At 40.8% G+C, this 13,503-nt stretch carries 10 protein-coding genes; 2 read left to right on the top strand and 8 right to left on the bottom strand.

Annotated features, from left to right (window positions below):
* Positions 1-52 precede the first annotated feature (52 nt).
* The 4 genes from ACSC97_RS05125 to ACSC97_RS05110 form a co-directional block, all read right to left on the bottom strand.
* Complete coding sequence (locus ACSC97_RS05125) at positions 53-1,495, bottom strand: amino acid permease (protein ID WP_436659594.1); 1,443 nt, start codon at positions 1,493-1,495, stop codon at positions 53-55.
* Between the two features lie 506 nt (positions 1,496-2,001).
* Positions 2,002-2,586, bottom strand: coding sequence for a single-stranded DNA-binding protein (gene ssb / locus ACSC97_RS05120; RefSeq protein ID WP_004909838.1), 585 nt, complete (start codon positions 2,584-2,586; stop codon positions 2,002-2,004).
* A 52-nt stretch (positions 2,587-2,638) separates the two neighbouring features.
* Positions 2,639-4,003, bottom strand: a complete 1,365-nt coding sequence (locus ACSC97_RS05115) for an MFS transporter (RefSeq protein WP_204379460.1) — start codon at positions 4,001-4,003, stop codon at positions 2,639-2,641.
* Between the two features lie 136 nt (positions 4,004-4,139).
* Positions 4,140-5,222, bottom strand: coding sequence for a DUF475 domain-containing protein (locus ACSC97_RS05110; RefSeq protein WP_004909842.1), 1,083 nt, complete (start codon positions 5,220-5,222; stop codon positions 4,140-4,142).
* Positions 5,223-5,396: 174 nt separating this feature from the next.
* Here ACSC97_RS05110 and tenA point away from each other — a divergent pair, with 174 nt between their 5' ends.
* The gene (tenA, locus tag ACSC97_RS05105) at positions 5,397-6,071 is read left to right on the top strand and encodes a thiaminase II (protein ID WP_004951380.1); all 675 of its coding nucleotides are present in this window, start codon (positions 5,397-5,399) and stop codon (positions 6,069-6,071) included.
* Between the two features lie 154 nt (positions 6,072-6,225).
* On the opposite strand, the gene ACSC97_RS05100 is transcribed toward tenA, so the two are convergent.
* From ACSC97_RS05100 to ACSC97_RS05090, 3 genes are all read right to left on the bottom strand, one after another.
* Complete coding sequence (locus ACSC97_RS05100) at positions 6,226-6,579, bottom strand: DUF1304 domain-containing protein (RefSeq protein WP_436659590.1); 354 nt, start codon at positions 6,577-6,579, stop codon at positions 6,226-6,228.
* 72 nt (positions 6,580-6,651) lie between these two features.
* Positions 6,652-7,629: a zinc-binding dehydrogenase gene (locus ACSC97_RS05095; RefSeq protein WP_436659588.1), complete on the bottom strand. Its 978-nt coding sequence runs from the start codon at positions 7,627-7,629 to the stop codon at positions 6,652-6,654.
* Between the two features lie 3 nt (positions 7,630-7,632).
* A complete protein-coding gene (locus ACSC97_RS05090; RefSeq protein WP_436659586.1) occupies positions 7,633-8,235 on the bottom strand; it encodes a TetR/AcrR family transcriptional regulator in 603 nt (200 codons plus the stop codon).
* A 366-nt stretch (positions 8,236-8,601) separates the two neighbouring features.
* Here ACSC97_RS05090 and uvrA point away from each other — a divergent pair, with 366 nt between their 5' ends.
* A complete protein-coding gene (gene uvrA, locus ACSC97_RS05085) occupies positions 8,602-11,433 on the top strand; it encodes an excinuclease ABC subunit UvrA (RefSeq protein ID WP_234856597.1) in 2,832 nt (943 codons plus the stop codon).
* 72 nt (positions 11,434-11,505) lie between these two features.
* On the opposite strand, the gene ACSC97_RS05080 is transcribed toward uvrA, so the two are convergent.
* Positions 11,506-13,227, bottom strand: coding sequence for a GGDEF domain-containing protein (locus tag ACSC97_RS05080; RefSeq protein WP_234856598.1), 1,722 nt, complete (start codon positions 13,225-13,227; stop codon positions 11,506-11,508).
* Between the last annotated feature and the right edge of the window lie 276 nt (positions 13,228-13,503).

The raw sequence follows: 13,503 nt of genomic DNA, 5'->3' as shown, positions 1-13,503 counted from the left end.
TATCTAAAAAAGAGCCTCATGATTTGAGGCTCTTTTTGACTTTTAAATGAACTTAGACCAATTTTTCTTCATGCACTTGGCTCAGGTGAGATGCTCGACGCTCTTCTCCCCAACGCAATTTTTGCGAGACAAAACCAAAGAACACGATAATGCCAAAGAGCGCTGTGGTGTAAATGACTTCTTTAAAATAAGTTCCCTCTATCAACATCGTGAGAATTGCACCGATAATGGCAAATATCACGAGATAAGTGATATAAGGGAATAACCACATTTTAAATTCAATGTTTGCGCCCTCTGCTTCAAGTTTTTTACGCATACGAAGCTGAGAATAGGCAATGGTTAAATACACATACAGTGTTGCTGCACCTGTAGTTAACATGAAAAAGTCATATACATTCATACTTTCGGTAGCCGTTAAAATCACAGCAATTACCGAGAAAAAGCATGACACAATCACCCCAACCCAAGGACTGCTCTTACTATTTACAGAACCAAAACTTTTCGGTGCATCACCACGTTTTGATAATGAAAATAACATACGTGAACAGGTATACAATGCTGAGTTAAAACAGCTACATACCGAAGTCAGCACCACGAAATTCACGATATGACGTGCTTCTGGAATACCAAGTGCCGTTAAAGTCACACTATAAGTTCCCCAAGTTGAGTCTTTTAATAACTCATTATTATGTGGAATCAAACAAACCGCGACAAACATAGAACCGACGTAAAATAATACAATTCGCCAAACCACTGAATTTGAGGCTTTACGAATTTCTTTCGATGGATTTTCTGATTCAGCCGCTGCAACCGTGACAATTTCAGCTCCAATATAGGCAAACATAACTCCAAGTAATGCCGTAATCACTGACGATGCGCCATTTGGCATAAAACCTTGAGCGGTTAGATTACTGACCCCAGAAGCAGACGCATCACCCCACGGCCATAAATTCATGATCGCTAAGCTACCGATCACCAAAAACACCACGATCGCAATGACTTTGATCAAAGCAAACCAAAACTCAAACTCACCATAGTTTTTGACGTTTTGTAAGTTGACTGCAACTAATCCGCCGATGACCAAGACCATATAAGCCCAAATCGGGATAAAGGGGAACCAACTATTCAGAATTTTACCTGCGACATAGGCTTCCCATCCCATCAACATCGCCAAGGTACACCAATACAACCATCCGATTGAAAAGCCTGCCCATCGACCAATTGCACGGTCAGCATAAGTTGAAAATGAACCGCTGTCTGGGTTTAACACCGCCATTTCACCCAACATACGCATGATGAACCAAACCAGTAAACCACCTAAGGCATAGGTTAGAAAGACCACTGGTCCTGTGTTGTAAATAATACTGCCTGAACCGACAAATAAAGAACCACCGATCACACCTGCAATTGAAATCATCGTGAGGTGGCGTGACTGTAGCCCGTGTTTTAGACCTTGGGAGAGATTGGCTTCAGAACCATTTTGATGTGCTGCCATATCATTTTCCTTAATATATTGAAGGTATTAGTGGCTTTTGGCATCACATACACCATGCCGCAAATACCTCCTAAAAACTGTGTCGTTCAACCTATTCCGTCCAGAATGGAATAAGGATTAAAAACGACGCTTCCGCATGCATACTTTCTATGGCTTTAATTTGTCGTTTCGGCTCTGAAGAAACGAGAGCCATTTTTAGAATAACAGAGAGAGCCAATTGTAAAAATAATGCTCAATCTCGGAGAGTTTTTTAAACAAAATTGAAAGGAAACATCATCAAATTAAAAAATACAACCTAAAATTAATTAAAATAAATCAGTGATTTAATATATCAACCCCTTCTTTAAAATCCTTTCTAAAAATAAAATCTGAATCGAAATATAAATTTGTCTAGACCCCAAACTTCGATTCAGCTCCATTTAAACTTGGCTTCTAGTTTCAATAAATCTCCATAAAAAAACCTCTTTTCGGATCAGGAAAAGAGGTTTTTTATTTCATTTAACCGATTAAAAAGGTAAATCATCATCTAAGTCAGCTGGAGCCGCAGCAGGTTGAGGTGCGGCTTTTGGTGTATTAAAACCATTACCTGCTTGCGGACTGCCTGCATAATTGCCCTGATTTCCACCACCAAAACCGCCACCTTGACCATAACCATTTTGGTTGTTGTTATAGCCTGTGTTTTGGTAGCCACCGCCTTGATTGTTGTTAAAACGCGGTTGGTTAAAATCATTACCCGCTTGATGCTCACCACCTTGCTGACGAGAATCGAGCATTTGCATTTGGTCACCACGAATTTCGGTGCTGTAACGCTCTTGACCATTTTGGTCTGTCCATTGGCGCGTACGCAATGAACCTTCGATATAAACTTTTGAACCTTTACGTAAGTATTGCTGTGCAATTTCACCTAAACGGTTATGCAATACGATACGATGCCATTCTGTTTGTTCTTTTCGTTCGCCTGTATTTTTATCTGTCCACGATTCACTTGTTGCAATCGAAAATTGGGTCAGTGATCCACCATTTGGAAAGGTTTTTGTCTCAGGATCTTTACCCAAAGTACCGACTAAAATAACTTTATTCACACCACGCATTAGCTTGTCTACGTCCTATCTATTTCTATGTTTTACTTTATAAGAGTTATGCTTAAATGGCTACCTCTTTACCCAACAAGTGCGTTAAATCTTGTCGCGCAGCATCATCTAGATGTTGTTTATCGACTTTAATATAAGCAACTTGTTGCTCAGACATCACCACGACTTCTTCAATACCACGAATTGCCAGTAATTTTGAAGACCATTCATCTGTTTGTTGCGCTTCAGGTAGTCGAAGCACAATTGAAGACAAATATCTTGGTTGAGACAACCCAAAACTAACCAGCAGCCATAGTATAGCAATCCCCGTTAACACACTCCAGCCAAGCGCCGTGTTCTGTAACATCAAAAGCTGACCGCCCAATGTTCCACCAAAAAAAGCACCTAAAAACTGACTACTTGCATTGACACCCATCGCAGTGGCTTTGGACTGAATCGGAGCGACCTTCGATAACCAAGAAGGCAATAAAGCTTCCATGACATTGAAAGCAATAAAGAAAATTCCTAAGCCTGTTAGCAACACATATTTCGATTCATAACCAAAAATGAGAATTAACAAGCCCCCAATAATGCCTGCGATTGCAGATAGAAAAATCCCACGCATCTTGCGGTACTTTTCCGCGATAATGATGCTCGGAAATGCAAAAAACAAACTCACCAATAATAACGGCAAGTAAATCAAACCATGTTTTGCTAAAGGAATTTGTGCGTAGTCGATTAATTGCGAAGGGATGTAAATAAACATTGCAGTGAGCAATAAATGCAATGAGAACACTGACACATGCAAGCGATTTAGATCGCCCATTTGAATCACTTGTTTTAGTTGTGCCCAATAACCTTGTTGAAAATTTCGATGATGGCGAGTGACTTTCGGCACCAATAACAATATTAAGATCGCGGCTAATCCCATGATGGTCGTGACAAAAAATAAACCTGAGATTCCGACTAAACTCGTCAACCACGGCCCTAAACTAAATGCCACCACAAAAGACAAGCCAATACTCATACCCATAGCTGCCATTGCTTTCGTTCGTTGCTCTTCACGGGTGACATCTGCCAACAAGGCCATCACAACTGCCGAAACAGCACCAGCACCCGCAATCGCACGACCGATGATTACACCATAGATCGTCTCGGAAAACCCTGCTATCGCACCACCAATCGCAAACAACAGCAGTCCCAGAACAACCAGTGGCTTACGACTAAAACGATCTGCCAACAAGCTAAAAGGAATCTGTAAGATCGCCTGCGTTAAGCCATACACCCCGACAGCTAAACCGATCAAAGCAGGTGTTGCGTATTGATATGATTGCCCTGCAACTGAAAAAACAGGAATAATCATGAACAAGCCCAACATGCGTAAGGCAAAAATGCTACTTAAGGCAAAGGTTGAACGACGTTCTAAAGCATTCATCATTGACTAGACACTAAAACTGGCTCAAAGGATTATAAGCTATTCCTTTTAAAGCGTTGAAAAAATAACAATCGAATAAATAAAAAAGGGACGTTACCGTCCCTTTAAAAGATCTTAAGTGATCAAACTGAAACTAATCTTAAGAGCTTAGCTTCTGTCGTTTACTGTATTGGATCGAGGCAATTACCGCCCAAACAATAAATGCGACACCAATCAAACCAGTCACCACTTCAGGTACATGTAAACCTGTACCACTAGCAATCATAATGAATGCCAATGCACCAATCGCATAGTGCGCACCATGTTCAAGGAAGATGTAAGCATCTAAAGTGCCTTTCTCAACCAGATAGATCGTCATCGAACGGACGAAGATCGCACCAATCGCAAGACCCAACATAATGATCACAACATCACTGGTAATCGCAAATGCGCCAATAACACCATCAAAACTGAACGATGCATCTAGGACTTCAAGATATAAGAAACCACCAAAACCTGCTTTGACAACACCTGATGCAGCACCATTACCATCATGCATTACGGCATTACCGTGTTCATCAATTTCAGGTTCACCACCCAATAAATGACTGAGAACTTGCACACCGATATAAACCACGATCCCCCAGATTCCAGCCATCGTCACTACCAGACGTTTGCTTTCCTCAACATTCGCCGCCATGATTAACATCGCAACCAAAGCAATGAAAACAGACATCGCAGGAACACTTGCAAGATGTGAGAGTTTAGATTCGATCCAACGGAACCAATGAGTTTCCTTTTCATCATCGAAGAAGAAATTCAAGAACACCATCAATAAGAAAGTACCGCCAAAGGCTGCAATTTCTGCATGATGTTCCATCAAACGAGCTGAATAAGACTTCGGATCGTTAAGTGCCAATTTTACGACTTCCATCATGCCCATATCTGCTGTGACAGCAACAATCACGACAGGAAAAACCAAGCGCATACCAAATACGGCAATTAAAATACCCACCGTTAAGAAGATCATTTTCCAGAAATGATCCCAATTACGGAGTACTGATGCGTTGACCACGGCGTTATCAAAAGAGAGAGAGACTTCCATCACTGCCAAAATTGCAGTAATTGTTAATGCCTTCAGCATTGTTGCAATACCTGCTTCTGGACCATGCGTATAGCCCCAGTAAGCAGATAGTGCTAAACACACTACTGTAAAGAAAATTGAGAAACGAAAATGCTTCATGAGCAACCTTTTATTCGAAATCGTTTGGGTAGAAAAATGTGACTATTGTAGGCGAGTTTTGACCGAAAGACAGAAAAGATTGTTGGACTTATTTTGAGATCAAATACGATCAAAGCTAAGTTCTGATATAGTTTGAATAAAATCTTAGACTTATTGTTTTTACAGGTTCAATTTATGACTTTTTCTCAGGATGTCTGGCAGCGCAACATCGACCTTTATCAAAAAATCCTCGCACTTCCATTCAACCAAGAACTTGCAGCAGGAACATTGGACCCTCAAGTTTTTTGTCATTATGTGATTCAAGATGCACATTATCTATTGGCTTATGGTCGTGCGCTCGCTGTTGCTGCTGCTAAAGCTTATGAAGCGGATGATGTGATTCAATTTTCTGAAGCTGCAAAAATTGCAATCATCGTTGAACGTAGTCTGCATAGTGATTTCATGCAAGAGTTTTCCATCAGCAAAACTGAGTTTGAAAATACCCCGCTCACCCTTGCCTGCCATCACTACACATCTTTTCTAACAGCTACAGCTTGGTCAGAAAGTTATCCTGTGATTTTAGCGGCATTGCTTCCATGTTTTTGGATTTATGCAGAAGTCGGGAAATCAATTATTCACCAATCCGCTGACAATAACCGTTACCAAGCATGGATTGATACCTATGCAGGTGAAGAATTTAATACAGCGGTAAGTAATGTGATTGCAACGATTGATAAAGTAGCAGCGCGTTGCGATGAAGATACTTTAGCAAAAATGCACGCAGCATATACGATGGGTGCAAAGCTGGAGTGGTTATTTTGGGATAGCGCTTATCAGCAACGCCAATGGTTAGGGTTAGATCACGCTTAATCCCATAAATAATTAAACATGACATTCTTTTAGACATAAAAAAGCCCCATAAAGGGGCTTAGTCGTATATCGTATCGTCCGATATACTGTATGAGGCTCATCTCAAACTGGCTGCATTAAAACACAAATCAGATCGAGTGAATACCTTTATTACTTAAAAAAAGTTAACGGCAATTAAGGCAATCACTGCGGGCATAGATTGGATATAAATAATTTTTTTGCTCGCCGTCAAACCACCATAAATACCTGCAATCAATACACAGCCTAAAAAGAAATTCGCCAAAGCCACAGCATAGGTTTCAGGTGCAATTAACGACCAGAATAAGCCTGCTGCAAGAAAACCATTATAAAGACCTTGGTTTTGCGCTAAAACTTTGGTGAGCTGGGCTTTTTCAGGAGTATTCGCAAATGCTTTTAAACCTGCTGGTTTATCCCATAAAAACATTTCCAACACTAAGATATAAACATGCAAGACAGCAATTAATCCTACGAGCAGTTGTCCGATCATCTCATTTTCCTTTTTATTGTATGACTCAATATCAGTAGACCAGCCTCACGACTGGTCATGCAATTTTCAAAATTAAGCTTTTAACAACACTTTACCCTGACGTGCTCCCTGAGTCGCTTTCAGTGCAGCTGTTTTAATGTCATCAAAACTGAAAACGCCTTCTACAGGTAGAACCAGTTTTTTCTGGGTCGCAAGTGTAAGTAGCTCAACAAATAATGCCTTTTTACGCTCTGCTGGCATTTCTTTATTGACTACACTTGCCCAAAAGCCTTTCACTGTAGCCTGTTTGAAAATCAAATCACCCGATGAAATCTGCATGGTTTCACCCGTCATGCTGCCAAATGAAACTAATAAGCTATTTTCACTCAGTAGATTCAGCATTTCACCACTCGCCGCTCCACCAATTGAATCCACGCCTGCAATTAATGGCTGATCAGCATGAATGGCTTTCACTTGTTGCTTCCAATCCGCCTGATCAGTCGCAACTACATGTTGAACACCTAAAGCCTGCATTTCAGCAATCGCATCGGTACGACGCACGAGATTAATCACTTGCAAACCACGCGCTTGAGCAATCATGGCAACGGTTTTACCCACAGCACCATTCGCTGTGTTCTGAATCAGCCATTGACCTGCTTGAACATTTACAAAGTCCAATAACATCAATGCACTAATCGGCATACCAATCAATTGAGCTGCTGTTTCATCATCAATCGCATCATTTAAAGGAATGATGCTTTGCGCAGGGGCAATAAAATATTCTGCCCAACTGCCATGTACGCCAGCAACTGCAACCCGTTGCCCCAATTTACTTTCATCGACACCTTCACCCACAGCGTCGACGATACCTACCGCTTCACTACCACCAATTGCAGGTAAAGTTGGCTTATAGCCATAACTCCCCCTCACCGTCCATACATCATGATTATGGATTGGAGACATAATGGTCTTGATACGCACTTCACCTGCTTTAGGCTCTGGTTGAGGCATATCCGCTACTTCTAAAACATCTACGGGTTCGCCAAATTGGTAGTGGATAACACTTTGCATGATTTATTCCTGTATCGGTTGTAACAGCTGTTTCGTGGTATCCAAAGCTAGATGCAATGGTGCTTTGTCTTGTGCCAATTTGGTCATCAATGCCGCACCCAACCAAAGCTGATACATCACTTGAGCTGTTTTAAATGGGTCAAGATGTGTTGGAATCGAACCTTGCTGCTGCCCTTCTTGTAATAGCAGCGCTATGCGTTGCGTGAGTCGATGCACACCTAAATTCAAAATTTGTCGCATGTCTTCTGATAAATCAGAGACTTCAGCCGCGAGTTTCACAATTAAGCAGTTTTCTGCCCAACTGCCGTAAATTGGATCGTCAATCCACGCCTGCCACAACGCCATCAAACGTGCATAAGCACTTTGTTCAGTGTGCTGCCACAGCTGTTCGACACGTACTTTATAGTCAGCCATGTACTGCTCTAATAAAGCACAACCAAAGGCCTCTTTAGACGCAAAATAGTGATAGAACGAACCTTTGGGTACGTCACAGGCTTTCAACATTTCTTGTAAGCCAACCCCAACAAAACCTTTATGCAATACCAATTCAAAACTGGTATCCAAGATGTGTTTTCGGGTTGCTTCATTTTTCATTGATCGTTTCATGTTCACACTATAAATAAATATTAGACCAGTCGTCTAGTAAAGTTATGTATTTTTATTTAGCAACAGCTTTACAGTAGTAAAATGAGAAAAGGAATGATAAAAATACAACTCGGTTTGAGACTGATTATGTTTGAAAAAGTGGTCTGACCGTCACAATTTGTCGTTTTAAATATTTTTATACCACTTGAACAATTTTAAGGCGCTATCATATAAGACCTGTTAAACAGCACGATGCTGCTCTGCAATTATTTTAAATTGATTGGTACTGAACTTTCTCTCAAGACATTCAAATTAAATAATTGATGATGCACCCCATCAATGTTCAACGTCTTTTGATCTTCTATTGCATATTATTGAGATGTTTTCATGAGCCAAAGTCATATCCGTATTCGAGGCGCACGTACCCATAATTTAAAGAATGTGTCACTCGATATTCCACGTGACAAATTTGTGGTGATCACAGGGCTTTCAGGTTCAGGGAAATCATCGTTGGCATTTGATACCTTATATGCTGAGGGTCAGCGCCGTTATGTTGAATCACTTTCGGCTTATGCACGACAATTCCTTTCGCAAATGGAAAAACCTGAAGTTGATTCAATTGAAGGTTTATCCCCTGCGATCGCGATCGAGCAAAAATCAACGAGCCATAACCCGCGTTCAACTGTCGGAACAATTACCGAAATTTATGACTATTTACGACTGCTCTATGCACGTGTGGGTACACCCTATTGTCCAGAACATGACTTACCGATGGTCGCACAAACCGTTTCGGAAATGGTCGATGCAGTAAAATCGCTTGAAGAAGGTACGGCACTGATGTTGCTCGCACCTGTGGTCCGTGAGCGCAAAGGCGAATACAGTAACTTATTTGAACAATTACAAAGCCAAGGCTTTGTGCGTGCGCGTGTCGATGGCGAAATTATTGATATTGATACCCCACCTGAATTAGACAAAAAGAAAAAACATACCATCGAAGTCGTCGTCGACCGTTTCAAAGTCCGCGATGATCTTGGCAATCGAATTGCTGAATCCTTTGAAACTGCCTTACGTTTAGGTGGTGATATTGCGATTTTATCGTGGATGAATGATGAACACCCTGAACGTGTCTTTTCAGCGAAACACTCTTGCCCTGAATGTGACCGTGCGGTTGCTGAACTCGAGCCTCGTTTGTTCTCATTTAACAATCCTTTTGGTGCTTGCCCTGTCTGTGATGGTTTAGGGACGCGTAGTCATTTTAGTGCCGACAAACTTATTCCAAATCCAGAAGTATCGATCAGCCAAGGTGCAATTCGTGGTTGGGACAGACAGCGACCGTATTACTATACGATGCTTCAAAAAGTCGCAGATCATTTTGATATTCCACTCGATACCCCATGGAATCAACTGGATAAAGAGACACAAAAGAAATTCTTACAAGGTACAGGCAAAGAAAAAATCGACCTCAGTTATATTGATGAACGTGGTCGTAAACATAATCGTGTGCAACCTTTTGAAGGAATCTTGCCACATTTAGAACGTCGTTATCGTGAAACGGAATCGAATTATGTCCGTGATGACTTAGCCCAATACTTATCTAATGCCGCTTGTGATGCCTGTGGTGGTTCTCGTCTCAATGAAATCTCGCGTCATGTTCGTGTTAAAGACAAAACCATTGCTGAAATCACCAAGATGTCGATTGGTGATGCAGAAAGTTATTATCAAGACCTCAATCTTGAAGGGGCTAAAGGCGAAATCGCCGATAAAATTTTTAAAGAAATTCGTGAACGTTTACACTTTTTGGTGAGTGTTGGACTCAATTATTTAAGCTTAGCACGTTCGGCTGAAACCCTTTCAGGGGGTGAGGCACAGCGTATTCGTCTCGCTTCGCAAATCGGTGCAGGTTTGATGGGCGTGATGTATGTGCTTGATGAACCATCGATTGGTCTGCATCAACGTGATAATGATCGCTTATTACAAACGCTCATTCGTTTACGTGATTTGGGCAACACCGTGCTCGTCGTTGAGCATGATGAAGATGCGATTCGTGCTGCGGACCATATCATTGATATCGGACCAGGTGCAGGGATTCACGGTGGTGCGATCATTGCTGAAGGAACTTATGACGAATTGGCGAACCATGCCGATTCGCTTACAGGTCAATATCTTTCAGGCAAATTAAAAATTGCAGTGCCAAAACAACGTACCCAATCACCACGTCCTGATGAAGTGATTAAGCTTTCAGGCGCAAGCGGACATAATCTTAGAAATGTCGATTTAACCATTCCTTTAGGCATTATGACCTGTGTCACTGGCGTTTCAGGTTCAGGAAAGTCAACCTTAATTAACCGAACTTTATTGCCTTTAGCAGCCACTCAACTCAATGGTGCAACCACTCTTACCGCAGAAAAGTTTGATTCAATTGATGGTTTACAGCACTTGGATAAAGTGGTCGATATTGACCAAAGCCCAATTGGTCGTACACCACGTTCAAATCCTGCAACTTATACAGGGTTATTTACCCCAATTCGTGAGTTATTTGCGCAAACCCCTGAAGCCAAAGCACGTGGTTATAGCGCAGGTCGTTTCTCGTTTAACGTAAAAGGTGGGCGCTGTGAGGCATGTGAAGGTGATGGCATGATCAAGGTCGCGATGCATTTCCTGCCTGATATGTATGTGCCTTGTGATGCATGTCATGGCAAGCGTTATAATCGTGAAACACTGGAAGTAGGCTATAAAGGTAAGAATATTTCTGATGTGTTAGAAATGACGGTAGAAGATGCAGCCGAATTCTTTAGTGCAATTCCTGTGATTCATCGTCGTCTAGAAACACTGACTCAAGTAGGACTGGGTTATATTCGTTTGGGACAGGCAGCAACAACCCTTTCAGGTGGTGAAGCTCAACGCGTGAAATTAGCGCGTGAGTTAGCAAAACGTGATACGGGTAAAACCTTATATATCCTAGATGAGCCAACCACTGGTTTACATTTCCATGATATTGCCAAGTTACTCGATATCTTGCATGAGCTACGTAATAAGGGTAATACCATCGTTGTGATTGAGCATAATTTAGATGTGATCAAAACTGCCGATTGGGTGATTGATCTTGGCCCTGAAGGTGGTTCTGGTGGTGGTCAAATTATCGCTGAAGGCACACCTGAGCAAGTTGCTGAAGTTGAGATTTCACACACAGGTAAGTTCTTAAAACCGATGCTTAAATAAAATACAACTTGTTGTATTTTAACGATAAAACGGTGATCAATTCACCGTTTTTTATTTAATGGACAAAATTATTTATCCCTCCACCACATTCTTCCCTTTTGCTTTCGCTCTTAACATCGATTGATCCGCACTTTCTAGCAGTTCAAGCCAGCTTTCTGCTCCGACAGCAACTCCAATACTTACCGATACTTGGATGGATTCATCTAAACTCGAAACCTCTATAAACTGACTAGCGATTTCAGTACGAATACTTTCCGCAATATGCTTAGCTGCATCTAACTGAATATTTTCAATAACCACTAAAAACTCATCACCACCATAACGCACAATCAGATCAGATGCCCTTACGTTATGCTTCAATTGATCCGCGATCATTGTAATCACCTGATCACCCACAATATGACCATACTGATCATTGACCAACTTAAAGTTATCAATATCAATCACGATCACACCTGTTTTAGAAAAGGCATTTGGGCGACTTTCCAAAACACGAATGTATTCATCCAAAGCTAAGCGATTCGCTACACCAGTCAGCACATCGGAGTTCGCAATTTTCTTCAACTGAGACTCCATCATGTCTCGTTGTTTTAACATCGCTTTTAAACGATCGATCGCTTCGAATAATGAAGCAAATTCCTGTTTTGATGCTTTCGTATGCAGGTCTTCATAGGGCGTGTTAGATAAGCGTAAGATCATTTGGCGAGCCCTAATTAAAGGCATAAATACCTTTCGCTTGGTATAAATCATAATAAATAGAGCAGTCAGCAATGAAACACTGGTCATACATAATGTAAAAATCAGTTGTTGTTTTGCTTTTCTATTCTGTTCATACGCTACTTGGATACTGCTATCCAAAATATAATTTTGTAGATCCATCACCGTAATAAATTTATCTACAATTTGCTCCGTGAGTTGCGTTCCTGTAAGTGAATATGCTTGTTTCTTCGCACTCTCATCTAATAATCTTGAGATCAGTGGTAATCCCTGATCAAGAAACTCCGTTTTTACACGTCGATGTAAACGATAATATTCTGTAGTTTTGGTTTGTTCAGGCTGAATCGTATCAACCAAAGACCATAGATATCTGGCTTGATGTTGAGTTTGTAATGATCGAGCACGATTAATATCTGATATCGTTTCCTTAAACGTCACAGGTGCCATGATATTAGATGCCACGCGGCCAGCTTGATCACGCATATCCGTTAAAACAACAATAGAAATAAAGTAATTTGACATCTTACTGTCTTTACTTTTTGCTTCTAGCATCAGAGCACTCAGATATTCACGTGTCTTATCCCATGCAGCGAACATGGATACTATCGCATGATCTAATTCTGCTGCATTACGTTGTTTTGGAGGGATCAGAGCATAGTCATCAACGACTTTTCGTGACTGTGCTAATTGAGTTTTTAAATCCGAATTTAAAGCCGTCGCGATAGAGTTAAAACCTGCTTGATGAAGTGTTGTAATCGCCTCATCAATTTGCTGATCGACAACCAGTCTAAATTCTTTCAACTCCTTTTGATGTTGCTGAAGCTCATCAGGCGTACTCGACATGAGCTTATTGGCAGGCGCTCGCTCTCTTGAAATCTTATTGGCTGTTTTTACTAAGGCCCGCAAACTTGTGATTTCTGATAATACTTGTTGAGTTTTTATATAATCTTGATAACTATGAATTATTAATGGAATAGAAATGTATAAGATCGAAAAAATAATCACGACCATGCAAGAAAATAGACGAAGGCTAATCTGCTCTGAACGTAATTTAACACGTTTCAAACTACGTTCCATGAAGACATCCTACTCTTTTCAAAAATTCATCCTATTTGATTTCTTGAGAATATTAATCTTACCTTAATTTTTAATTTGCGCTGATATGATTCCAATTAATTTTGAGACTTTTATAATCAAAGAATAATATGCAACTTTTTTAAATTTCATTTTATTAAAATAATGAACCGTACCGGGTTTGTCGGAGACCACTTTTCTTGAGAGAATGTCCCGATGAAAAAAGTAAAATACACCCCTGAAATCAGAGATAGAGCGGTTCAATTATTGATTGAATCT

It is taken from the genome of Acinetobacter sp. P1(2025), from assembly GCF_051390655.1.
Taxonomy (GTDB): Bacteria; Pseudomonadota; Gammaproteobacteria; order Pseudomonadales; family Moraxellaceae; genus Acinetobacter; species Acinetobacter junii.
Note: the sequence above shows the minus strand (reverse complement) of the source record. Positions and strands in the feature narration are given on the sequence as shown.

Coding starts and splice junctions, on each gene's coding strand:
- ACSC97_RS05125 (WP_436659594.1), bottom strand. CDS start 1,495: ATGGCAGCACATCAAAATGGTTCTGAAGCCAATCTCTCCCAAGGTCTA.
- ssb (WP_004909838.1), bottom strand. CDS start 2,586: ATGCGTGGTGTGAATAAAGTTATTTTAGTCGGTACTTTGGGTAAAGAT.
- ACSC97_RS05115 (WP_204379460.1), bottom strand. CDS start 4,003: ATGATGAATGCTTTAGAACGTCGTTCAACCTTTGCCTTAAGTAGCATT.
- ACSC97_RS05110 (WP_004909842.1), bottom strand. CDS start 5,222: ATGAAGCATTTTCGTTTCTCAATTTTCTTTACAGTAGTGTGTTTAGCA.
- tenA (WP_004951380.1), top strand. CDS start 5,397: ATGACTTTTTCTCAGGATGTCTGGCAGCGCAACATCGACCTTTATCAA.
- ACSC97_RS05100 (WP_436659590.1), bottom strand. CDS start 6,579: ATGATCGGACAACTGCTCGTAGGATTAATTGCTGTCTTGCATGTTTAT.
- ACSC97_RS05095 (WP_436659588.1), bottom strand. CDS start 7,629: ATGCAAAGTGTTATCCACTACCAATTTGGCGAACCCGTAGATGTTTTA.
- ACSC97_RS05090 (WP_436659586.1), bottom strand. CDS start 8,235: ATGAAACGATCAATGAAAAATGAAGCAACCCGAAAACACATCTTGGAT.
- uvrA (WP_234856597.1), top strand. CDS start 8,602: ATGAGCCAAAGTCATATCCGTATTCGAGGCGCACGTACCCATAATTTA.
- ACSC97_RS05080 (WP_234856598.1), bottom strand. CDS start 13,227: ATGGAACGTAGTTTGAAACGTGTTAAATTACGTTCAGAGCAGATTAGC.